The 23,839-nt window shown below is 47.4% G+C and carries 19 protein-coding genes; 10 read left to right on the forward strand and 9 right to left on the reverse strand.

Annotated features, from left to right (window positions below; all coding sequences use genetic code 11):
* The first annotated feature begins 38 nt into the window (after positions 1 to 38).
* On the forward strand, positions 39 to 818 hold the full coding sequence (locus B4E62_RS07540) for a hypothetical protein (protein WP_331351641.1): 780 nt from the start codon (positions 39 to 41) through the stop codon (positions 816 to 818).
* Between the two features lie 236 nt (positions 819 to 1,054).
* On the opposite strand, the gene B4E62_RS07545 is transcribed toward B4E62_RS07540, so the two are convergent.
* The gene (locus B4E62_RS07545) at positions 1,055 to 2,272 is read right to left on the reverse strand and encodes an MFS transporter (RefSeq protein ID WP_331351642.1); all 1,218 of its coding nucleotides are present in this window, start codon (positions 2,270 to 2,272) and stop codon (positions 1,055 to 1,057) included.
* 130 nt (positions 2,273 to 2,402) lie between these two features.
* On the opposite strand from B4E62_RS07545, the gene B4E62_RS07550 reads away from it, so the two are divergent.
* Entirely contained in the window at positions 2,403 to 3,191 is a 789-nt protein-coding gene (locus B4E62_RS07550; RefSeq protein ID WP_331351643.1) for a helix-turn-helix transcriptional regulator, read from the forward strand.
* A 33-nt stretch (positions 3,192 to 3,224) separates the two neighbouring features.
* Here the strand turns inward: B4E62_RS07550 and B4E62_RS07555 are convergent, their stop codons facing one another.
* The 3 genes from B4E62_RS07555 to B4E62_RS07565 form a co-directional block, all read right to left on the reverse strand.
* Entirely contained in the window at positions 3,225 to 3,998 is a 774-nt protein-coding gene (locus B4E62_RS07555; RefSeq protein WP_331351644.1) for an EAL domain-containing protein, read from the reverse strand.
* A 168-nt stretch (positions 3,999 to 4,166) separates the two neighbouring features.
* Complete coding sequence (locus tag B4E62_RS07560) at positions 4,167 to 5,225, reverse strand: AraC family transcriptional regulator ligand-binding domain-containing protein (protein WP_331351645.1); 1,059 nt, start codon at positions 5,223 to 5,225, stop codon at positions 4,167 to 4,169.
* 8 nt (positions 5,226 to 5,233) lie between these two features.
* On the reverse strand, positions 5,234 to 6,166 hold the full coding sequence (locus tag B4E62_RS07565; protein WP_331351646.1) for a GGDEF domain-containing protein: 933 nt from the start codon (positions 6,164 to 6,166) through the stop codon (positions 5,234 to 5,236).
* A gap of 248 nt (positions 6,167 to 6,414) precedes the next feature.
* Between B4E62_RS07565 and B4E62_RS07570 the strand changes: the two genes are divergently transcribed.
* From B4E62_RS07570 to B4E62_RS07580, 3 genes are all read left to right on the forward strand, one after another.
* Positions 6,415 to 9,186 carry a TonB-dependent receptor gene (locus B4E62_RS07570; RefSeq protein WP_331351647.1) on the forward strand — a complete coding sequence of 924 codons (2,772 nt, stop codon included), beginning with the start codon at positions 6,415 to 6,417 and terminating at the stop codon, positions 9,184 to 9,186.
* 70 nt (positions 9,187 to 9,256) lie between these two features.
* Complete coding sequence (locus tag B4E62_RS07575; protein ID WP_331351648.1) at positions 9,257 to 11,194, forward strand: phytase; 1,938 nt, start codon at positions 9,257 to 9,259, stop codon at positions 11,192 to 11,194.
* Positions 11,195 to 11,206: 12 nt separating this feature from the next.
* Entirely contained in the window at positions 11,207 to 13,189 is a 1,983-nt protein-coding gene (locus tag B4E62_RS07580) for a PhoX family phosphatase (RefSeq protein WP_331351649.1), read from the forward strand.
* Positions 13,190 to 13,241: 52 nt separating this feature from the next.
* On the opposite strand, the gene B4E62_RS07585 is transcribed toward B4E62_RS07580, so the two are convergent.
* The 3 genes from B4E62_RS07585 to B4E62_RS07595 form a co-directional block, all read right to left on the reverse strand.
* Positions 13,242 to 13,703 carry a GNAT family N-acetyltransferase gene (locus B4E62_RS07585; RefSeq protein ID WP_331351650.1) on the reverse strand — a complete coding sequence of 154 codons (462 nt, stop codon included), beginning with the start codon at positions 13,701 to 13,703 and terminating at the stop codon, positions 13,242 to 13,244.
* A gap of 5 nt (positions 13,704 to 13,708) precedes the next feature.
* Positions 13,709 to 14,002, reverse strand: a complete 294-nt coding sequence (locus B4E62_RS07590; protein ID WP_331351651.1) for a hypothetical protein — start codon at positions 14,000 to 14,002, stop codon at positions 13,709 to 13,711.
* A gap of 97 nt (positions 14,003 to 14,099) precedes the next feature.
* Entirely contained in the window at positions 14,100 to 14,669 is a 570-nt protein-coding gene (locus B4E62_RS07595) for a gluconokinase (RefSeq protein ID WP_310067165.1), read from the reverse strand.
* 119 nt (positions 14,670 to 14,788) lie between these two features.
* Here B4E62_RS07595 and B4E62_RS07600 point away from each other — a divergent pair, with 119 nt between their 5' ends.
* From B4E62_RS07600 to B4E62_RS07610, 3 genes are all read left to right on the forward strand, one after another.
* Complete coding sequence (locus B4E62_RS07600; RefSeq protein ID WP_331351652.1) at positions 14,789 to 15,823, forward strand: LacI family DNA-binding transcriptional regulator; 1,035 nt, start codon at positions 14,789 to 14,791, stop codon at positions 15,821 to 15,823.
* Between the two features lie 44 nt (positions 15,824 to 15,867).
* Positions 15,868 to 17,490, forward strand: a complete 1,623-nt coding sequence (locus B4E62_RS07605) for an MFS transporter (RefSeq protein ID WP_331351653.1) — start codon at positions 15,868 to 15,870, stop codon at positions 17,488 to 17,490.
* An 83-nt stretch (positions 17,491 to 17,573) separates the two neighbouring features.
* Entirely contained in the window at positions 17,574 to 19,940 is a 2,367-nt protein-coding gene (locus B4E62_RS07610; RefSeq protein ID WP_331351654.1) for a GH36-type glycosyl hydrolase domain-containing protein, read from the forward strand.
* Between the two features lie 82 nt (positions 19,941 to 20,022).
* Here B4E62_RS07610 and maoP read toward each other — a convergent pair whose 3' ends face one another.
* Positions 20,023 to 20,430 carry a DUF413 domain-containing protein gene (gene maoP / locus B4E62_RS07615; protein ID WP_310067157.1) on the reverse strand — a complete coding sequence of 136 codons (408 nt, stop codon included), beginning with the start codon at positions 20,428 to 20,430 and terminating at the stop codon, positions 20,023 to 20,025.
* Between the two features lie 288 nt (positions 20,431 to 20,718).
* On the reverse strand, positions 20,719 to 20,988 hold the full coding sequence (gene rpsT / locus B4E62_RS07620) for a 30S ribosomal protein S20 (RefSeq protein ID WP_310067153.1): 270 nt from the start codon (positions 20,986 to 20,988) through the stop codon (positions 20,719 to 20,721).
* 264 nt (positions 20,989 to 21,252) lie between these two features.
* Between rpsT and B4E62_RS07625 the strand changes: the two genes are divergently transcribed.
* Together B4E62_RS07625 and B4E62_RS07630 are read left to right on the forward strand one after the other, a co-directional pair.
* Positions 21,253 to 23,094 (forward strand): serine/threonine-protein kinase, encoded by a 1,842-nt coding sequence (locus B4E62_RS07625; RefSeq protein WP_331351655.1) that lies wholly within the window; start codon positions 21,253 to 21,255, stop codon positions 23,092 to 23,094.
* 35 nt (positions 23,095 to 23,129) lie between these two features.
* On the forward strand, positions 23,130 to 23,810 hold the full coding sequence (locus tag B4E62_RS07630; protein WP_310067147.1) for a hypothetical protein: 681 nt from the start codon (positions 23,130 to 23,132) through the stop codon (positions 23,808 to 23,810).
* Positions 23,811 to 23,839: the final 29 nt, after the last annotated feature.

Genomic DNA, 23,839 nt, shown 5'->3' on the forward strand with positions numbered 1-23,839 from the left:
GCGTTTTTCTACAGTTTCGTTAAGCATAAGGAGGTAACGTGTTAGAAATTATAAGGAATCTGCATTTGGGTGAATGGGCAACATTTGTTCTTGTTGCATATCTGCTTTGGAAATTTGTCATCAAATCATTTGTTGAAGCTTGGTTTAAAAATAAACTAGAAATGCAAAAGCAAGAAGTTGGTCTGTCACTTCAATTACAAAAGGACTTGGCTTTAAAACAAGCAGAGTTTGAGAAGATCAAGCTTGAAAGGGTGCTGCCTTTGCTTGAAGGAATGAACGCCTCACTATCTGAGCATAAAATGATGTTTAACTCTTATATTAGCTACATTATAAACAAAGGAGGTTTGCCTGAAGATTTTGAGGATATAAGGCTAGAACAAGACAAAAAAATAGTTTCTAATTTGTCTTCGTTATCAATCTATTTACCCGAAGAATTTAGGAATTTGTTATTTCAACTTAGAAAAGTTATTAGCTGTTCGTGGCATGAGCCAATAATCATTTATCGAATACTGCATTCTTTTAACGCAGTACAGCAAGTACCTCTTGCCGCACAAGATCTATACATTGATCTTTTAGAGTGCTTTTATTCCATGTGCAATAAATATTTAGGATTGGGTAATGAAGCTCTATCGTACATAGAGATCCTTAACGCTCACAACCTTAACCATGAGGCAGCAACTACAAAATTAGACCCTGTAAATCAATTAGCATATAAATTTATACTGTTTCACGAGTACTTTGGGTCTGGTGAAAAAAGCGAGGCCCAGTCAAAGGTGGAAAATCTATTTGGTGCATTTTCAAAAAACAATCAGGCTTAACAGTATTATCCGTTTATCACAGCTTTAGGCGACCGAGTTACCGACGAACAGCAGATGCAGAATGTCCGCAATTAGCCGTTAGCTGCCCTTAATAAAAAGAATTTAAAAATCTGGATTGAATCAGAGGTAAGTTTACAAACACTTTTGAACGTGTCCCTGTTCATCGCAACCTATATTTAGAATACAGCGGGTTGGCCAATCAAGCCAGCCCGGGCAGTTATATTTTTCGAAAATATTTAATCCCGTTTCATCGCAGGCAATAAAATAGTGATGATTCCCAACAATGGCAAAAACGCGCAGTAATTAAACATATTTTCAATCGAAGTCGCATCAGCAATCGCGCCCAATCCCGCCGCCGCTATACCGCTAATCCCAAACATCAATCCAAAAAACACACCGGAAATCATACCTATTTTACTGGGCACCAATTCCTGTGCGAGCACCACAATGGCGGAAAATGCTGAGGATAAAACCAAGCCAATCACGACCGACAATACTGCTGTCCAAAACAAATTGCAGTAGGGGAATAGCAGGGTGAAAGGCGCCGCGCCGAGAATGGAAATCCAGATTACTGCTTTGCGCCCCACCTTATCGCCAATCGGGCCACCTGCAAATGTCCCTACTGCAACGGCAGCGAGAAACAAAAATAAAAACAATTGTGCATTGGCGACTGAGGTTGAAAATTTTTCGATCAAATAAAAGGTGTAGTAGTTGGTAAACGCGGCCATGTAAATGTATTTGGAGAATACCAGCAGCGCTAATACCACGAGTGCGCCTATAACTTGCTTGCGAGTTAAGTGCGCAAAATGTGGATGTTTTTTGACGCTTTTAAGTGAAGCTCGTGAACGGATTGTCCAGCGGCTTACGCCAAATAAAACGCTGAAACCGAGAATCGCAAAGAGCGTGAACCAACCAATCGCACCTTGCCCTTGCGGAAGAATAATTGCCGCTGCCAACAGTGGCCCGAATGCAGACCCAGCATTGCCACCCACCTGAAAAAAGGATTGTGCGAAGCCAAAACGCCCGCCCGATGCCATGCGCGCAACGCGCGATGCTTCCGGGTGGAATGTTGATGAACCCAAACCAATCATGGCCGATGCAATTAACAGCCAGGTAAAACTATCGGCCAGCGCCAGCATCACTAATCCGCACAAGGTAAATAGCATTCCGGTTGGCAATAAATAGGGTTTGGGATGTTTGTCGGTATAGAGCCCAATGCCTGGTTGCAGGAGTGAGGCGGTCATTTGAAAGGCGAGGGTGATCATCCCGATCTGCGTAAAACTCAACTCGTAATTGGTTTTCAGCATGGGGTAGATCGAGGGCAAAATTGCCTGGATTAAATCATTCAGCAAGTGCACAAAACTCACCGCTCCCACGACCGGCAAAATCGTTTTGGTGGGATCAAATTCGGTGGGCGTGAGAGTTTGGTTTGGAATGGGTTCCATCTTGCTCATGGCTGTGGGTATCTCCGGGGCGGGGCGTAAACAGTAAATGCAGTCGCACAGTATAAAATAACGAAAAAAGCAGATATGACATAAACTGTCGAATAAGTGACAATTTGGTCAACGCTTATTTGGAGCCGTTATGAGTAAACTTCTGCCTCGCAGTCCGGAAGAGTTGCAACATGTACCGCGCCCGATTGTGGCGTGGGGTGGGCATTACAAAAATGGAGATGAAATTCCCCCGCACACCCATCCGCGTGCGCAGTTGCTCTATGCCGTTGAAGGGGTAATGCGGGTGTTAACGCCGAATAGTGTGTGGACAATTCCATCGCACCGCGCGCTCTGGGTGCCGCCGAACGTTGAGCATCATTCATTTATGATGAGCGACCTGCAAATGCGCACGCTTTATGTGAGCGCCGATATTCCGCTTTCGCTCGGCACAGAGTGCCGCGCAATTTCGGTCTCGGGTTTGCTGCGCGAACTGATTTTGGGGTTGCTGCAGGAGCCGGCGGAATATCCTATTCCGGGGCGCGGCGAACATCTGGTGGCGTTAATTTTGATGGAGATTAATCGCGCTGCAACCCAAGCGGTAGAAATCCCCTGGCCTCAGGATCGACGCTTACAAACGGTTTGCCAATTTGTGATGAACTCACCCGGTGTCAGTCACACCATTGATGATCTCGCCGCTATGGCGGGCGCAAGTACGCGCACGCTTATCCGGTTGTTTCCCAAAGAAACTGGTTTGAAATATCACCAGTGGGTGCAGCAAGTCCAACTCGCCGAAGCGCTCTGCCGTTTGGGGCGCGGCGAGAGTATTGCACGCATCGCCAGTTTTCTCGGCTACGCCAGCCCCAGCGCATTTTCGGCGATGTTCAAACGCAATTTTGGAGTGACACCCAATCAGTATTTTCAGCGCGCAAGCACTAACTAAGTGATCGACATTGGCTGTTGTTGTTTTAGGACACTATCTTGTCAAAAAGCATTCTTCCGTTATTGTTGCCAGTGATTGAAACGAGGGGCGAGCAAAATAATATCCCTGGAACAATTCAACGCCCATATCTTGCAACGCGGCAAATTCTTCGTATGTCTCTATACCTTCTGCTACAACCGTCATTCCCAGTTCGTTACAAACTTGAATGATGCCGCGCACGATAATTTGGCTTGAGCGGCGTTTGTCGATATCACGCAGCAAGGCCATATCCAGTTTCATAATATCGGTTTGAATTTCAGCAAGCAGATTCAAACCTGCATAGCCTGCACCAAAATCATCAATGGCGGTTTTAAAGCCGCGTTGGCGATAGTAGTCAACAATATTACGCAGGTGCGCAAGGTCATCGACTTTTTCACTTTCCGTGATTTCAAAAATAATTTGCTCGATAGGAAAACCGTATTTTTCAGCCGCCGCAAGCGTGGTGCGAATACACAATTCAGGGCGATAAACTGCATTGGGCATAAAGTTAATACTGAGCAGCGATTGCATACCCAATTCAGCGGCCAACTTGATCGCTGTAGTGCGGCAGGCTTGGTCAAAACGATAGCGATTAGCGTCATTTACATGCGCAAAAATGGTTCCGGCGCCTTCGTTGTTTAATCCACGCACGAGTGCTTCATGCGCATATATGCTGTGAGTGCGCGCGTTTACTATGGGTTGGAAAGCCATAGTGAATTCAAAGTCCAAACCTTCGCCATTGGTGCATTCTTCACAGCCCGTGGGGCGGCATTGTTTTTGGTCTGTCATTGTAAAGATCTTTTTTGAAAGGATTTGTAAGCGTTAAGAGGGGAGTTTGTTGTTGCCCTCAATCATGCAAGGGCATGAGGGGATATCAACTACCACTTTTGATCATAGACCGAATGCCGGGATTTGCCATTCGTGAAGGAGTTTTGTTGTTTTCGATAGGTTGTCAGGTTAGCGGCTGGCCGATAGGCCACCGGTCCATTTTTTAAATGCGCGGCGCAAATTGGCAACGTCGTAGAAGTGAAGTGCCTGTGCCACTTGGTCTTTACTCCAGCCTGCTTGATGCAACCAATAGAGCGCAAGATCTTTGCGCACCAGATCGTATTGTTCCTGAAAATGGCTATGGTGTTTTTTCAGTTTGCGTTTGAGGCTGGCGCTGCTCATACCAAAGGCATCGGCCGTTTGCTCAAGGTTAGGGTTGTGCTGGATATTATGATGCAGGTAATGATACAGCTCGCTTAAAAATCCCCGCTGCAAAGGCATTGATTGTGAGGGCACATTAGCAATTGCAAAAGCATCTGTAATCCTTGATACACAACGATTGTTCCATGGGCGGTGTAAATAATCGCGCGCAATCGCCATGGCATTCGCTTGACTGGAAAATTGCACATGATTGTTTAGATGAACTTCATATTGTTCAATGTAATGGGGTTTGCTGTGGGTAAAATAAAATTGCCAGGGTAAATTTTCTCCATTCTGCCAGCGCGACAGTGAACTGAATGCGGTGAACATCATTTCGAGTAAAAAGGGCATAGCCTTCTCGGCTCCGCAGGCATCTTGTCCGTATATGACCAGACGATCGTGTTCATAACATACGCGTAAATTGAGCAGTGGCATAAGCTGTGTTTGGTGTTCAATTAACCTATCGATTGCTGCCTGTAAGTTGGCGACCTGGGTGAGCGCTGCGATTGCAGGGTTATCCGGTGAAGAAAAAAATTCATGCCCTAATAAAAAGCCCAGTTCATTGCTGTGAATCTGCTTTTGCATATTGTTGATCAGCTGGAAACACTGCTGCGGCGCTAGTTGGCTATTTTTATTTGCGATGTCTTCGCGAAAAATTCCGGTGCCGCGCAACAATTTATATTCTTCCACACCACGGCTTAGCGCCATATCAATAAGCGCGAGTGGCCACTCATGGCCAGGAATAAACGGCGTATCAATTTCAAAGTAGGGTGCTGGGTGATAGTAATGACCCACAACGCCAGCGGATTCATTGACTGTATTGTGCATGCTGTTCATCACGCTGCACACTGTAGTGTAGTGCGACGTTTTTCTTTGGCGTGCAGCAGTGCCCGATTGGCGCGCTCAATCAATGTTTCTACCGAGTCGGTCGTTGTTGCATCACTGCTGGAGAGTGCAATACCTATACTAACCGAATGAAATAAACTTTCATCCTGATTCTGGGGTTTGTAGGCCAAATGTTGCACTGCAGTAGCAATTTCGCTGGCAAGATTTTCTGCTACTGCTCGTCCGGTATTGGGCAATATCAAGGCAAACCTATCACCCGCATAACGGCACAATACATCCCCGCGGCGAATATTTAATAAGATCAATTCGCTCAGTGACTGCAATAAGTGATCGCCCTGTTGATGGCCGTAGCGACGATTGATTTCGCGAAAGTTATCGACATCAATAAACAATAGCGCCAGCAATTTTTCTGAATGGCGATGTTCAGGCAGCGCCTGTAGTAGTTGCTTGCGTAAATAATCGGCTCCGCTCAAATTGGTAGTGAAATCCAGGCTGCGGTGTTCGCGAAACAATCGTTCACGTTTGCGCAACTGTTCATTAATGCTGAGTTGCTCTTTATGCCAGTGGAAAATACCGAGTGTGAGCAACACCAAGCCAATTGGCATACAGCCCGATTCTATCCAATGATCCCAGCGAGTCGCTTCAGGGAAACGAATAAATTCATCAAGTAGATCCTGAAAGCCTGCCAAAAAAATTCCGCTTAATCCCAAACTTAAATATTGCGTGACGCGTCCGGCGGGGCGACTATGCAAAATCAATCCCAACCATACCAGCGCGAGCATCGCGGCTCCACCCTCACTGAGTACATCAAGCCAATTTATCTCGGCCAATACTTTTAAATCGGCGACGGCAAGGCTGGCGATCAAAGCCACATTGGCGCCCATGCCGACAAAAAACAGTTTCCATTTATGGTGTTTCAACATAACGGCTCGCAACCCATTGGGATAAAAGTGCTGCACCGATAACAGATCAATATGACAGTTTTATGAATGTTGGTTTTATCAAAAAAAATCGCTCGATTAGTTGCAGGGAGGCAAATCAGCTCAGCCTATTTGTTGGCTGCAGAGCCTGCTCGTCACAGAAGTGTCATTTATTCCCCCTAGTTTGGCGTCGTCTAAATCTCTTGGCGTTTTAACTATCGAGTCTTTTAAAAAAGATCGGGGAGCACACTGTGAAAAAAACTGTATCCATATCCAAAAACAAAAATTTTGTTAAGACGGCGTTGGCGGTAGTGGTTGCTGGCCTTGCCGGGACTGTTCTGGCTGACGGCCGCATTGAAGGGCAAATTAAAGCTACTGAGCAAGGTATTGCATTACAGGGAGCAAAAATTCGTATCCTGGAATTAAATCGCGAAGCAGTAAGTCAACGCGATGGGCGTTTTGTGTTTTTGGATGTGAAGGCGGGTAATTACACTTTGGTCACCAGTTATATCGGTGCGGATGATATTAAGCGTTCGGTGGTTGTACAGGATCAACAAACCACACGCGAAAATTTTCAATTAGTGGGTGTATCCGGTCTGGTTGAAAATGTCATCGTGATTGGGCAAGCGGCAGGCATTAACAAATCGCTGAATAAACAGCGCAGCGCCGACAATATTCTCACTGCGGTATCAGCGGATGCGATTGGCCAATTTCCCGATACAAACGTTTCCGAATCCTTGCAGCGTTTGCCGGGTTTATCGATTGAGCGCGATCAAGGCGAAGGCCGTTATGTGCGCGTACGCGGAATGGGGCCGGATTACAACGCAGTGACTATTAATGGTGTGGGCGTGCCGGGGCCGGATGCGGATCGTCGCGCAGTTGCACTGGATGTAATTCCATCGGATTTGTTGGAAAACTTAACCGTGACCAAAAGTTTAACGCCGGATATGGATGCCAATTCACTCGGCGGCAGCATTGATGTACAAAGTTTGTCAGCGTTTGATCGTGATGGTTTCTTTTATCAACTCACTGCTGAAGGCAGTTACGATGAAAATACCGAAGAGACTAGCCCAAAAGTGGCAGCGACTGCGAGCAACCAATTTAGTCTCGGTGGCGACGAAAATAATCTCGGTGTTGCATTTGGGGTAAGTTCGTTCAAGCGCGAATTCGGTTCCGATAACGTCGAAACTGGCGGTGCATGGGATTTTGAAGATGGCGAAGCGCGCTTGGAAGAAATGGAACAGCGCGATTACCGCATCACTCGTGAACGTTCAGGTGTGACCTTAAATCTGGATTACAAGCCAAGTGATGACACGGATTTATATTGGCGCAATCTTTACAGCGAATATACCGATTCAGAAATTCGCTTGGCGAATGTCATTGAGTTTGAAGATGCGCTTGCCGAAGGTGAAGGAGGTTCGGCTGAAGTGCAGCGCGAATTAAAAGACCGCACTGAAACACAAAAAATTCTCTCGACTTCTTTGGGCGGTCAAACCCGTTTGGATAAGTGGACCGTGGATTATCGTGTGGCCTACAGCAAATCCAGTGAAGATGAACCGCAAAATGTCGCCGGTGCCGTGTTTAAAATAGATGACGATGTTATTGCTGATGAAACTTTCGATCTTTCCTACACCAATACTGGCAAGATATTGATTTTCGCTCCGGCTGAATATTATCAATCCGCCAGCTATAAATTGGACGAAGTGGAATTGGGTAGCACCAACACCAATGATGAGAGCACTGCGATCAATATGGATTTTACGCGCGATCTCGAATTAGCAGGTAATTCAGCGCAATTGAAGTTCGGTGTCAAACACGCTGAGCGTGAAAAAGACAATGATGTTGATATCTGGATTGCCGAAGATTTTACTGGCGATACGTCGCTCACTGAATTTTCTGGCAGTGAAGTGGATTATCAAATGGGTCAGTTTGGCAGCACCATTAATGCCGCACAGGTGAAATCCGCCATCGAAGATGCTGAAGAAGACGAAGTGGAAAGCAGTATCGGTGATTATCTGATTACTGAAGATACCAGTGCTGCCTACGTGATGGGGCGCGTGGATATTAACGACTGGCGTATCCTGACTGGTGTACGTTATGAAAATACCGATTTTACCGCGCAGGGCAATTCATATGATGGCGAGAACGAAGAATTAAATGCGCAATCGTTTGAGAATTCCGATGATTATTTTTTACCAGCATTGCATATCCGCTACAGTATCAGCGATAAAACCCAAGTGCGTGCAGCCTGGACTAATTCAGTGGTGCGCCCCGGTTTTGCACAGTTGTCGCCCGGTCGTTTAATTGAAGAGGATGATGGCGATATTGAAGCGGAATTTGGCAACCCGGGTTTGAAATCACTGGAATCCAGCAATATCGATTTTGGTATTGAGCATTACCCTGGTGTAGCCAGCGTTATTTCTGCGTTTGCGTTTTACAAAGCTATCGATAATTTTGTTTATCAAACCGATTTGGGCGGCACAGCGGGCTACGAAGATTTTGATAAATCGGTAACCTTTGTTAATGGCGATAAAGCAGATATTCTGGGGCTCGAATTGGCTGCATCCAAACAGTTCACCAGTTTGCCGTCACCTTGGGATGGCCTGTTAATTGGCGGTAATGCGACCTTTGTTGATTCGACTGCAGAAATTGGCGGTTATGACGATGGTGAGTTTGTTGCGCGCGATATTCCCATGCCCAGCCAATCCGATACTTCAGCTAACTTTATGATCGGTTATGAGTCAGACAAAATTAGCATGCGTTTGTCAGCTAATTACAAATCCAATTATTTGTTGGAAGTGTTAGAACCGATGGAAGCGGATTATGATGCTTATGTCGATGATCAAATGCAGCTGGATTTTTCACTGCGTTATTATTTGACCGAATCTATCAAGCTGCATTTTGAAGCGCTGAACTTGACCGATGAAGTTTATTATTCCTACGTGAAAGATACCCAATACAATGCGCAATACGAAAGCTACGGTGCCACTTACAAACTCGGCATTACCTTTATGCAGTTTTAAGTTTTGATTAAGTGTGTATTTGTAGTCTGAATGGCTCCTGCTGGAGCCATTTTATAAAAAGGTCTTGATTATGATCAGTTTGCGTAAATCCTTGCTTGCCTGTTTGTTGACAGGTTTTTGTTCGTCAGTTATTGCAGATGCTAGTCCGCCACCATCATTAAAAGATGGGGTGATCGCGCCTCTGCCCACCTTGCTGCAGCACCAATCTACTTTTTTGGCGCTGGGCGATAACATTGACTGGCTCGATGCCAGCGGTAAATCTCTCGCGCAACTCAAACTGCCGGCAGAACTTTTGGATTGGCGTTACCCAGTGCAATTGCAATCTGGAAAAACAATATCATCCGAATTGGTCGCGGCCACGGTATTTTTGCCGGAACAACAACCGGGGCTGGTTGCGCTTGATCCTGAATCGGGAAAGTTGCGCGAATTGCTGCGTCTGCCCACGCCGGAATTTAAAATCGAGAACTTGTGCCTCAGCCGCGTAAATAACCATCTTTCTTTATATCTATTGGATGAGCGCGGCACGGCGGAGCATTGGTTGGTCGTAGATGCAAAAGGCACGGCGAATGCAAAACTGCTGCGCCGTTTACCTATCGCACCCAACAGTAAATCCTGCGCGGTCGATGATGAACAGGATTTATTGTTTATTGCAGAAGAAGGTATTGGTATTTGGGCGCAGGGTGCATCAGAAGAATCGGCTCCCGGCCGTGTCGCGGTCGATTTGCAAAAACCTTTCGGTTCATTATCCGGCAGTGTGGAATCACTGGTAGTAATTCCACAAGGTTTCGTTGCTGCGGTGGCAGAAGAAAAACAACTTGCGCTCTACAGCACCAAAGAAAGTAAATTCAAACAGCAGCAGTTAGTTGATCTCCCCAATACCGATGAGCCGGAAGTAGTTAAAGCAGCTGTCGGTGCTCCTGACAAAAATTCACTTGCACTGGTAGTCGGCGATGAAAAAACCGGGAATCATTTTTTATCCTTGCCTTGGATGGTCGCGCCGCAGAAAAAATCAGCTCACGCCATAGTGAGCGTCACGCCCGATGTGCAGACCCAGGTTATGGCGAGATTTGGTGATGCGGCAGATGATCCCGCGATTTGGGTCAATAAAAAACGCCCACAAAAAAGTCTGGTGATTGGCACCAACAAACAGCAAGGTTTATTCGTGTACGATATGCATGGGCGCGAAGTGCAGCATTTCAATACGGGCAAATTAAATAATGTGGATGTCCGTTATGGAGTGCGATTGGGTAAAGAAGTTGTCGATATTGCCGTAGCTACCAATCGCGATGACAACAGTTTAGCGATTTACACGATTGATCCTAAAAACGGGAAATTACGTTTTTCTGGCAGTGTCCCAACGGATCTTAAGGAAATTTATGGTTTTTGTTTGTATCAAGATGCCAGCGGAGTTACCTATGCGATTCCCAATGGAAAAAGCGGTGAGTTTCAGCAAATTCAATTAAGTGCTGTGATTGATCAACAAGATAAAAATTCTCATGTCTGGCAAGGAAAGAAAGTACGCAGTTTTTTTGTAAAGAGCCAACCGGAAGGTTGTGTAGCTGACGATAAAAATCAGCGCTTATTCGTCGGTGAAGAAGACGAAGCTGTGTGGACAATTGGCGCTGAGCCAAACGCGGGCACACAAGTGGAATTGGTATTGCGTGCCGGTGATGTGTTGGTTGCCGATGTGGAAGGCATGGGCATCTATCAAGGTAAGAATAAAAACTATCTTGTAGTATCCAGTCAAGGCAACAATAGCTATGTGATTCTGGATGCAACAGCGCCCTATAAAACGCGCGGTGTGATTAGAGTGGATCTGGATGCAGAGCGTGGCATTGATGGTGTGTCGGAAACGGACGGCCTTGAAGTTACCCATGCCAATCTCGGTGGTGCTTTTGGCGAAGGTATGTTGGTGGTGCAGGATGGTCATAAAGTGATGCCGGAAGCGCCGCAGAATTTTAAATATGTGAGCTGGGAAAAAATTCGCACAGTATTAGCACTCGAATAATGGTGATGGCCAATGAGTAATAAAAATGAAATGCCGGTGGTGGATATCGATGATATTCCGGTAAATCCGTCCAACAATCCCTGGTTGTCAGAGGTTATCGCCAGCCGTCGCAATTTATTGAAAGGTGGATTGGGTTTGGCGCTGGGAGGATTTTTGGGTGGACATTTATCGGGCTGTGCAGCAACCAATGAAAAGGCATCGCCATTCGTTGGATTAAAAAATACATCGCCAAAAATTGGGTTCACCTCAGTTCCTCTTCAGCACGCGCAGGATTTTGACCGTGTTCTGGTCGCCGATGGCTACACTGCGCGCGCGTTTTTTTCATGGGGTGATGAAGTGGTGACTGGCGCTGTGCCCTGGAAGGCTGATGCGAGCAATAGCTGGCAGGAGCAGCAATTGCAGGCAGGGCAAAATCACGACGGCATGGCCTATTTTCCTTTTTCCGATGCACCGAATGATCATGGCTTGTTGGTGATCAACCATGAATACACTAATCCGACCTTGCATCCTAATGGTCCCACAGAAACGCGCGACGCACAGGGTGTTATCCGTCGCCCAGAGCATGAGGTATTAAAAGAGCAGGCGGCGCACGGTGTAAGCGTGATTGAAATTAAACGCGACCAGAAAAATCTTTGGCAGCGAGTAAAAAATTCTTCGTTCAATCGCCGGTTGACTGCTAATACGCCAATGGGAATTACTGGCCCGGCCGCTGGATCGGAACATTTAAAAACCGCGCAAGACCCTACCGGTACGCGCGTGCTTGGCACCTTAAATAATTGCTCTATGGGAAAAACCCCTTGGGGCACCTATTTAATTTGCGAAGAGAACTGGAATAATTATTTTGTGAACCGCAATACCGCCGATTGGCAGCAGCGCGTATCCCATAAACGCTATGGTATTTCCAACGGGTTAAATAGCAGTAAATATTATTGGGAGACGGTTGATCCGCGTTTCGATGCAACACCCACCGACAAACAATATTTTAAGGGTTTTGTGAATGAACCTAATCGTTTTGGTTGGGTGGTGGAGTTTGATCCTTTTAATCCGGATTCACTGCCACAAAAGCGTACCGCGTTAGGCCGCTATGCACGCGAATGCGCAACGGTGGTAATTGGCGATGAGGGTGAGGTAGCAATTTATTCGGGTGACGATACGCGCGGCGAATATATTTATAAATTTGTTGCGCAAGAGCGTTTTGATAAAACCAATCCCAAAGCAAAATCCGATTTATTGGATGAAGGGATTTTGTATGTTGCGCTATTTCACGCTGATGGTCGCGGTGAGTGGTTGCCGTTGTTGTGGGGTGAGCGAGGTTTAACGGCGCGCAATGGTTTTATGAGTCAGGCCGATGTGGTGATAAATGCCCGTGCTGCTGCCGATATTCTCGGTGCAACACCGATGGATCGCCCTGAGTGGGTCGCGGTTGATCCGCATACACGCGAGCTTTATGTCACGCTCACTAATAATGTTGAACGCGGTATCAAAGTGGATCAGCCAGTCGATACAGCAAATCCGCGTAAAGAAAATCATCACGGACAAATCCTGCGCTGGGTGGAAAAAAATTCTAATCCTGCGGCGACAGAATTTAACTGGGAGATTTTTTTGCTTGCGGGTAATTCAGCGCAATCTTCTGTACCGGAAAATCAACAGGGCAATATTCGCGGCGATATGTTTTCCTGTCCGGATGGGCTTTGGTTTGATGCGGATGGTCGCTTGTGGATTGAAACTGATTTTGATGATGCAGAAGATGTGTATCAGCCCATGGGGTGCAATCAACTGCTCTGTGCTGATCCTTTAACGCGCGCTGTAAAACGTTTTTTAGTGGGACCGCGCGGCTGCGAAATCACCGGGTTGACTGGAACGCCGGATGGCAAAAGTCTGTGGTTGAATATCCAGCATCCCGGGATTAGTTATCCTGCCAGCGATGGAAAAACCCGCCCACGTTCCACTACAGTGTTGGTGACAAAAAATGATGGAGGGGTGATTGGAACTTGAATAAATAAAATGGCGTAATCAATAAAAAAGCTCGTCAAATGTGCGAGCTTTTTTATGTGGGCTTGATATCCCAGGAGGGTTTTAAGACATAGCCTTTTTCAACGTCACCGCGAAACCCTAAGTTCTCATAAAATCCATGTGCTTCAATACGCTGAATTCCCGACAATAGCATCACTTTATAACAATCATGTTGCCACGCAAGATCAATAACAAAGCGCAGCATCTGTTTGCCTATTCCCTTTCCGCGCACCGCATTGGTGGTGACAACATGTTCGATCATGCCAAATGGTCGCGCGCCATTGGTTAGTGTCGGAATCAGGCCCAGCATGCAGGTACCAACCAGCTGTTCACCGTTATCAACAACAATTAAATGTGTTAATGGATTTTCAATCAGCTCGCGCAAACGTTGTTGCGCGAGTAATTGGGGTAGGTCTGGATCGGCAGGGCGAAGCTCGCGGTAGAGTTCGAGAATGCCCGTCAAATCTTGTGTGCGGGCGCTACGAATATCAAGCATAAAAATTACTGGCCTTTCTGTGATTCGCGGATATAAAAGCGTGCGTCTTTGGCTAGGTTGTAGCAGTTGTCAAAATTCTCTACGGTTTGCATGGTGCCCGCCGAGGTAATTAAAGTCAGTGCTTTTCCGTAACTGGCTGTGCCACCAAAGCCTTTTGCTTTTGAAATGGATAATTCGCTCCAGGCGGCTTCGAGTTCTTGATCACAGGCGCTGCGGTATTGGGTTTTCCCGGCGCAGGCGGAGAGGGTTGCGGCAACTGCTAATAGGCTACAGACAAGAATAACTTTGGAAGATGGCATCTGTGATTCTCCGTGGGTGATGTTGATCATTGGATCAAGATCCGGCTCAAGAGTTCACATTCTCGCTGGTGTGGCGCCTAATGCCAAGCCTGATCTATCAGGCGAGCAGTGCATCTGCCTGATGATGAAGCTCGCGGTCAACCACGTGAATCGCCAGTGCCAGCACTTGATCCAGAGGAGCGTTCACATCAATGGTGTAAACATCTGCTTCATGGCGCGGGTCTTCAAGGCTCTCGAATTGACTATCGACCAGACTCGGTGCCATAAAATGCCCGGCGCGTTTGTTGACGCGGGTTTGAATGGTGTCTTTATCGCTGTGCAGGAATAGGAAAATCGTTTTTAGCCCGGCTTTGCGCAGTTCATCGCGGTGGGCGCGTTTAAGGCCGGAAAAGGCCAGGGTCGAATGCTGATGATTGCGCGCAGCATTGCGGAAGTAATCGCGCATGCGGATGACCCAAGGTAGGCGCATGGTGTCGGTCAACGGCAGGCCTTTTGCCATGCGGTCGCGCGCTTCCTGGCTGTGAAAATCATCGCCATCCAGATACTCATAACCATAGTGATCAGCCAGTGCTTTGGCCAAGGATGATTTACCGCTACCAGAAACGCCCATCACAATAATGAGGTTGGTATCGGCATCAGGATTGGTGATGGCGGTTAAGTGCGGCATATGCAGGTTTTCTCGTGTACACCTAATGACCAGCAAGGTAGTATACATGCTGATGATAGCGCAATCATTACGCTTGTGGTATGTTAGCAAAAAATAATAGCCAAGTGCAGATATTGCCTATGAGAACAGCAAAAAAAAGAAGTTCAGATAAGAAAATTACCCTGGTTGATGTCGCCGATGCATCGGGTGTTAGTGCAATCACTGTATCGCGGGTGATCAACCAGCCGGAAAAAGTCTCGGAATCCCTGCGGATTCAAGTCCAAAAAGCCATTGATTCGCTCGGTTATATACCCAATCAGCACGCCAGTTCCCTGGCTTCATCCAAGTCCCGGGTGATAGGCGTTGCCATTCCATCATTAAGTAACATCGTGTTTACCGAGGTCTTGCGCGGTATTTATGAGGTGATGGGTGCGGCGGGCTACAAGGTGCTGTTAGTGGACACCCATTACTCGCCGCTGGAAGAGGAAAAAATGGTGCGCACCCTGCTGAGCCAATCCCCCGAAGGATTGATCATTACCGGTGGCGATCAGACAAAGGCCTGCCAGAACTTCCTGCACAAGGCGCGTATCCCGATTGTGCAGATCATGGAATTGCTTGCCGATCCTATCGATATGAATGTCGGTTTTGCCCATGGTCGCGCCGGTTTTGATGTGGTCAAGCATCTGTTGGGGCAGGGGTACGAGCGCATTGGTTTTATCGGCGCGCGTATGGACCCGCGTGTGCAACAGCGTATGCAGGGTTACAAATTGGCATTGGAGCAGGTGGGTAAGTTTGAGAAAAACTACATCGTCACCACGCCTGAACCTTCATCCATAGGTGTGGGCGGTGAATTATTTAAGAGCCTGATGGCGTCAACGAACGGTGTTGTCGATGCGGTGTTTTGCGTGAACGACGACCTGGCACTCGGCGCATTGTTTGAAGCGCAGCGGATGAATATTCGTGTCCCGCAGGATATGGCCATTTGTGGCTTTAACGATATTGAAGCGGCTGAATATGTGAACCCTTCATTGACCAGCGTGTCCGTTGGCCGTTATGAGATGGGTGTAAAAGCATCGGAAATGATTATTCGTGTGCTCAATGAAAAGCCAATCGAATCGAAGAAAGTCGATATGGGTTACGAAATTAAAAAACGCGCTTCGACCAGTCGTTTGTAGTTTCTTTTTGCAATTACATAATAAATCTATAACGGGGTTTTCTTTTGACTAGTCGCAATAGTGATCGTTTGGCCAAGCTCTCCTCGCGTGAACGCATCGGTTACGGATTGGGTGATGCCGGTTTCAATTTCTACTGGGCAATAATCGGATCTTATCTGGTATTTTTTTATACGGATGTATTTGGTATTGGCGCTGCGGCAGCGGCGACCATGATTACCGTTACCAAAATTATTGATGCGATTACCGACCCGATCATGGGGGGTATTGCGGACCGCACCAATACTCGCTGGGGTAAATTTCGCCCCTATTTGCTTTGGGGTGCACTGCCGATGATGGGGGCAGGCATTTTAACCATGAGTACGCCCGATTTGGATGAGACGGGCAAGCTGATTTGGGCTTATGCAACTTACAGTTTGCTGATGCTCTGTTATACCGTATTGAATATGCCTTACAACTCGCTTTCGGCAGTGTTAACAGCTAACACACAGGAACGTAACAAACTCAATAGTACGCGTTTCTTCTTTGCTTATTTCAGTAGTATTTTTGTCGGAGCAGCCACGCCGGAATTAGCGGAGTATTTTGGTGATGGTGATCGTTACAGTGCGCGCGGTTGGCAATTGACTATGGTGGTTTATTCAATAATCGCTAGCTGTTTATTTGTCGTGACTTTTTTGACTACACGCGAGCGAATCCAGCCATCGATAACCCAGGAAAAAACCAATCCGCTGAATGATCTTAAAGATTTATTCACCTGTCGCCCATGGTTGGTGCTTTTTGTGTTGGCACTGGTATTCATGATCACTATGACACTGCGCGGAAGTTCAGCGGCTTATTATTTTCGCTATTTCGTCGAGCGCCCGGATTTGCTTGGCAATTACATAGGTTTGCAAATGGCGGGCTTGATGGTCGGTGCAATGTTCGCGTCAACAGTCACTAAATACATTGATAAGCGCAAATTGATGATGTCGTTGCTCTGTGTGGTGGCGATATTATCGATTGCATTTACATTTGTTCCCAAACCGCAATCCAATGGTGTGTTGGATGTTGCATCAAATGAGATTCAACTTGATGCGGGCACGCTGCTTGGGCAGTCACATGTCGAAGGTGATACCTATCAGTGGCTGCGTCACGACAAAATTTTCTGGATTATTAAAGAGCGTGTTCCTCTGGGTGAAACCGGACCGAATTTGAATCTGGCTGATGCGAAAGGGCAGGTCATCAGTGTGATACGTACTGGGGCGGATGGCAGTGTGCGCGATAGCGCAGAATTACCGAAAGAAATTATCTGGATGTTTGCGTTGAATATTTTGATCAGCATTGCGCTGGGCTTTAAACCGCCAATTACTTGGGCGATGTATGCCGATGTCGCTGACTATAACGAGTGGAAAAATGGGCGCCGTGCGACCGGTATGACTTTCGCTGCAACGACCTTCTCGCAAAAAATTGGCAGTGCAATTGGTTCCGCATTAATGCTCTCTGTGCTCGCGGTGATGGGCTATCAGGCGGGCCAGATGCAGGCGGGCGCATCGCTCGACAGCATCATCTATATGCAAACACTAGTGCCCGGATTATTTGCTTTACTCACTGCATTGTCGCTGGTGTTTTATAACCTGAGTGATGCAAAAGTTGAATCGATCCAACAGGATCTTGAAGCGCGTCACTCCTGATTTTTACAGCTTTAATCAAGCGCCGCGCTGCGGCGCTTTTTGTTTTTGGCCCTCTTATTATTTGTTTTCGATAGGACACCTTCATGACTAACGCTTTACTGAATCCCAGCCAGGCTGGCGAACGCTATGATTTGTTAACTCCGACAGCTATGCCGCGCGCTGCCGGGTTCCTGTGGAATCAGCAAATGATGATCCAGGTAACTTGTCGCGGTTATGCAGTTGCACAATTTATGCAGCCAGAACCTGCCAAATATGCGTATGCTCCAAATCTGGAAGCAAAAACATTTATGCAGCCGGAGCAGCCATATTACGCACATCATCCGGGCCGTTTTTTTTATATCAAAGATGAAGATACGGGTAAGATTTTTTCTGCGCCTTATGAGCCGGTGCGTGCGCCTTATGACGATTATTCTTTTTCCGTTGGCAAAAGCGATTTGCAATGGGCGATTGAGTGCGATGGTGTGCGCGCCGAGTTAATGTTGTCACTGCCAGTAAAAGATGTGGTGGAGTTGTGGCAATTGCGTGTGATTAATAATTCCGGTCGTGTGCGCAAGCTAAGTATTTACCCCTATTTCCCTGTTGGCTATATGTCCTGGATGAATCAATCGGCCGAGTATCGCGCTGATCTGGGCGGTATTGTTGCTGCTTGCGTTACTCCTTATCAAAAAGTTGCCGATTACTTTAAAAATAAAAACTTTAAAGACAAAACATTTTTCCTGCATGAAGTTAATCCGGTTGCATGGGAGGCCAAACAGGAGACTTTTGAAGGTGAGGGCGGTTTGCATAATCCAATGGCATTGCAAGCTGATGTGCTTGCCTGTGGCGATGCGCGCTATGAAACACCTGCCGCAATTTTGCAGTATCGCTTGGAAATGCCTGATCAGGCGCAGCAGGATTATCGTTTTATTTTTGGCCCGGCGTTTGACGATGCGGAGATTACAAAGCTGCGTGACACCTATTTAAGTGCGGCAGGTTTTGCGAAAGCCCAAGCTGATTACGCAGCTTATATCGCTACTGGAAGTGGCTGTTTGCAAATCGAAACTCCAGATGCTGAGCTAAATAATTTTGTTAACAATTGGCTGCCGCGCCAGGTGTTTTATCACGGTGATGTCAATCGCTTAACCACTGATCCGCAAACGCGCAATTATCTGCAAGATAATATGGGCATGACGTTTATCAAGCCTGATGTTACCCGCGCGGCATTTCTGCATGCGTTAAGCCAACAGGAAGAATCGGGCGCAATGCCGGACGGTATTTTGTTGGCGGAAGGTGCCGAGCTGAAATATATCAACCAGATTCCGCATACTGATCACTGCGTGTGGTTGCCGGTGTGTTTAAAAACCTATCTTGATGAAACCAATGATTATGCGATCTTGCAGGAAATGGTAGCGGGCCACGATGGCAAAACGCTGTCTGTTTTTGAACGCATCTCCAATGCCATGCGCTGGCTGTTGCAATCGCGCGATTATCGCGGCCTGAGTTTTATTGCGCAGGGCGATTGGTGTGATCCAATGAATATGGTGGGTTACAAAGGTAAGGGCGTTTCCGGTTGGCTGTCAGTGGCAACCGCGTACGCGTTAAATTTGTGGGCGGATGTCTGCGCGAAAAAATCGTTGCCTGATCTGCAACAAGAGTTTATTGCGGGCGCCCAAGAAGTGAATGCTGCAGTGAATAAATATTTGTGGGATGGCGAATGGTTCGGGCGCGGTATTACCGACGATGATGTAGTGTTTGGCATCAGTAAAGATAAAGAGGGGCGCATCTTTTTAAATCCACAAAGCTGGGCCATTTTGGGTGGTGCCGCAAATGCAGAGCAGCGCAAAAAAATGATCGCTGCAGTAGAAGCTCAATTGGAAACACCTTACGGCGTTACTATGCTTGCACCTGCTTATACCGCGATGCGTGATGATGTCGGCCGTGTTACGCAAAAGCATCCCGGTTCGGCGGAAAACGGTTCGGTCTACAATCACGCGGCGATATTTTATATTTACAGTTTATTCACCATTGCTGAAAAAGATCGCGCCTATAAGCTGCTGCGCCAAATGATTCCTGGTCCAACAGAAGCGGATTATTTGCAGCGTGGGCAATTGCCGGTGTATATCCCCAATTATTATCGCGGCGCTTATCATCAGTATCCGCGCACTGCAGGTCGTTCATCGCAATTGTTCAATACTGGAACCGTTTCCTGGGTGTATCGCTGTTTGGTTGAAGGCGTGTTTGGTTTGCAGGGTAGTGAAAGCGGTCTGCAAATTGCTCCGCAATTGCCGTCAAGTTGGCCGGGCGCAAAAGCAGTGAGGCAATTTCGTGGTGCTGAGTTTCATGTGTCGATTGAGCGGGCAAATATTGCGGCGACCGAAATTCGCTGTGAAGGTGAATTGCTCAGCGGTAACTGTATTGACAATATCCAAGCAGGGCGCAGCTATTCGGTGCAGGTATTGATTCCGCTCTAGATTGCCAGTGTTGCTCCCGAAAAAATCAGCACAATTAAAAAGCGCACAATCGAGTGCGCTTTTTTGTTTTGCGAGTGTGCATTTATTCTGTTTTGGCGGTTTTTTTGGCGGCTTTTGCCTTTGCGGGTTTGGCTTCCGGATCGGTAGCTGCAGGTTCTGCCGCTGCGGGTTCGGCTGGTTTTGGTTTTGCCTTGGTTTTGCTGGATTTAGCTGGTGCTGATGCTTGGCGCGCTTTAACTATGGAGAGATATTTAGTCCAGGCCTGCTCAATGGGGCTTTTGGGGGCGCTTTGATTGGCAATCACTTTGAGAATGTGTAAGTCATCCGGTGTTGGATCCGAGACTTCATCCATTGTCAGAGCATTAACTAGCACCCCTTGTTTGCGTATCAGACGTGCCTGAATATCCGAGAGCCCACCTTTTTCAAAACCATCAGGAAAGTTAACAGTGTCTTGAAAAGTCTGTTTCAGATAATGATCACGCGGCAGCATAGAGTATCTCCATTATTAGTATGTGCACTTCGGGGTGAGGCGTTAACTGCAAACAGCCGCGTCTTGGTTGTGGTTGCTCGCTGGTGATATCGCCCAACCCCAGCTCTCTTTTTGTAATGCCGGAAAAGGGTTCCGGGCAAAAGTTGCTGCCGAAGATAATCTGTTTTTGTGACAGTGTATAGAGCTAAAGTTATGCTTTGTGGTGCCTAAGGCAGCACTTTGACCAAATTGCGGGCATAAAAAAACCGGCTTGAGCCGGCTTTTTCACGCTTGAAACCAAGTAGGCAATTAGGCTGCTGCCAATGCCTTGAGCTTGGCGTTCAAGCGGCTCTTGTGACGAGCTGCCTTGTTCTTATGGATCAGGCCCTTGTCAGCGATACGATCGATCACTGAAACAGCTGAAACATAAGCGGCTTGGGCTGCTGCCTTGTCACCAGTTTGGATAGCGGCAAGCACTTTCTTGAGGTAAGTACGCCCCATAGAGCGCATGCTTGCGTTGTGCTTGCGAGCTTTTTCATTTTGACGCGCGCGTTTTTTGGCTTGGGGTGAGTTTGCCACCTTAGTGCTCCTATAGATAAATTCTGGACAAAACTGTCGAAAAGGGGTCGGGATTCAAGGACGCGACATTATGCCGTGTTCGATTCGTTTGTCAACCGAAGAAACTGCGATCTTTTACTGGAGTTGGTACTTGGCGGGGCGCAGGCCTACTTTGTCCCGCTTGTTTATTCGTCGGTGTTACCGCTTGGAGCAACATGCCGTAAAACCCGCGGCCGTGTTAGTATTCGTGGTTATAAATACGCCAAAAGCTCAGGGGATTTTTGCGTGGCCGACAACGAAGAATCGAATAAGACCAGCCTCAGGGCCTCGGTTGAAGAGGGGGAAACACGCGTTGCACTGGGGCGCCCGGAACCCTCGTTGCCGGTCGCCGATACAGCTTACGCCACTCAATTCACCCAATATAGTGCTCCACACAATCACTCGACCGGGTTTGCGCAAGCCCGCGAACTGGTTAAGCAATCCCAAAGTGGTAAAGGCAGGCTGCTGAAAAAGCGTTTCCTGTTAGAAGATGTGCTGGGGCACGGCGGTATGGGGACCGTCTACAAGACCAAAGATTTGCGCAAAGTCGAAGCAGAAGACCCCAATCCGTATATCGCCACCAAGATCCTCAACCAAGATTTCAAAGATCACCCCGACGCGTTTGTAACGCTGCAGCAGGAAACGGCTAAATCCCAGACGCTCGCACATCCAAATATAGTTACGGTGCACGATTTTGATCGCGAAGGCGACACGCTGTTCATGACCATGGAGCTGCTCGAAGGGCAGCCGCTGGATCAACTCATTAAAGCGCAGCGCAGTAAGGGCTTGCCCAAAGAACAAGTGTGGCAAATAGCTAAAGACCTTTGTGCCGCCCTGGCTTATGCACACCAGCGCCAATTAATTCATGCGGATTTCAAACCCGGCAACGTGTTTGTGAACACCGACGGTAGCGCCAAGGTGTTGGATTTTGGCATCGCCCGCGCAGCCTCGAAGGAGGCGCAAAAACACAAGTTTGATGCTGGGCAATTGGGCGCGCTGACGCCGGCCTATGCCACTATCGAAATGGTAAAAGATGAGCCACTCGGCTTTAGCGATGATGTCTACGCGCTCGCCTGTGTGATTTATGAGATGTTGGCTGGGCGCCATCCTTACAATAATCGTTCCGCACTAGAGGCATACCAGCAAAAACTGGTACCTAAACGTTTGGATAAACTCAGCGCGCGTGAGTGGAAAGCCTTGAGTCATGCGCTCGCGCTCACCAAAGCTGAGCGCACTGCGAGCATTACGCAATTTGTCGATGAGTTATTTCCCCGTCGCAACCCCTTGATGTTGACTGCCGCAGTGGGGATGGCGTTGGTGTCGCTTGCAGGTGCGGCCTGGTTTGGCTTTAGCCAGCATCAGGCGCAGCAAAAAGTGCAGGCAACCATCGCCGAAAAAATAACACAAGCGCAAAGCTGTTTTGCAACTCAGGATTTTGCCTGCGCAATTGAACAGAGTTTGGTGGCGACCAATCTTGCCCCCGATAATTCTGTGGCGCGCCAGTTATTGTTGGCCGCCCAGCAAGCGCAAGAGCAGCGTCTTCAAGACGATAAAATCGGCGAACTGATTGGTGAGGCGCAGCGGTGTTTACTACAACAGGATTTGGAGTGTGCGGCTGTGTATTTGCAAAAAGCCGAGGCAGTCGGTGTGCACAATTCGCAAGTGGTCAGTTTTCATGAGGCGTTAAGTGTGGCGCGCGCGCAGCAGGCGCAATCGGCGACACAAAAGCAGGCGGAGATAGATGATGCCTTGGCGCGGGCTAACAGTTGTTTCACCGCCAGGGATTATACGTGTACAGTTAATTCAGTTGACCGCATTTTGGCGTTGGACCCAGCACATGCCGAAGCCATCGCACTGAAGCAAAAAATCGCTTCGGCCAAGGAGCAGGAAGGTGCGTTAGCCGGAAAAGTCAGCCGCTTGATGGTCGATGCCGAAAACTGCATGGCTAAGAAAAATTATTCCTGCGCTATCGCCAAAGCAGAATCGGTGCTGGAATTGGATGCGGGCTACCAACTGGCGACAAGTTTAAAAAGCCGCGCACAGGAAACCCAGCGCAAGCTAAAAGAAACAGGGTTTACCATTAAATAAGTATTCAATAATCAATAGGTCAAGGTGCGGCAATTATGAAAACCAAAGCGATAATCTTTATGTTGTTTTGTGTCTTGGTTAATCCGGCGCAGGCATTTAGTTTGGGCGATCTGAAAGACAATATTGACCGCTCGCATAAATGTAAAAGTGGTGACCAGGGTTGTAAAAATCGCGAGCATCTTAAAGCGGTTGCGCGTGTGGCGGCGGTTGCTGTTGCGGTGACAGTACTCACTAAAATGATTATCAAGCATCGCTCCGAGCGCATTGCTAAAGAAGAGCAAGTTGCCGAGGAATATAAAGCCCAAAATAATAACTTGCCGACCGAACCTACCGCGACTGAATACACCACCAAAACCCTTCCCGGCAACGTGGTTGAGCCTGGCAAAGAGGTGATTATCCAATCCGATATAGTGGTAGTGCCGGGCACTAAACAAAAAACAGCATTGATCGAAGAAAGCATTGTTATTTATGACAATGAAGACAACACCAAAGAGTTAAAAAACTTCACCAAACCGGTCAATGAAAAAACTAAAAAAGGTGGGCGCTACCAAAATGAATTTTCATTTACCTTGCCTGAAGGTTTGCCGCAGGGGGTATATCCGATTAAAACGGAATTGCTGCTCAATGGTAAGGTGGTGGATACATCAAACAACGATATTCAATTGGTCTTACATGTCAATGAGCTGGGCGCAATGCAATTGTTGGCGATGAATTAGTTCTTCTTGAAGCAGATCAACATCGAATA

This window comes from Cellvibrio sp. UBA7671 (assembly GCA_002483145.1).
Taxonomy (GTDB): domain Bacteria; phylum Pseudomonadota; class Gammaproteobacteria; order Pseudomonadales; family Cellvibrionaceae; genus Cellvibrio; species Cellvibrio fibrivorans.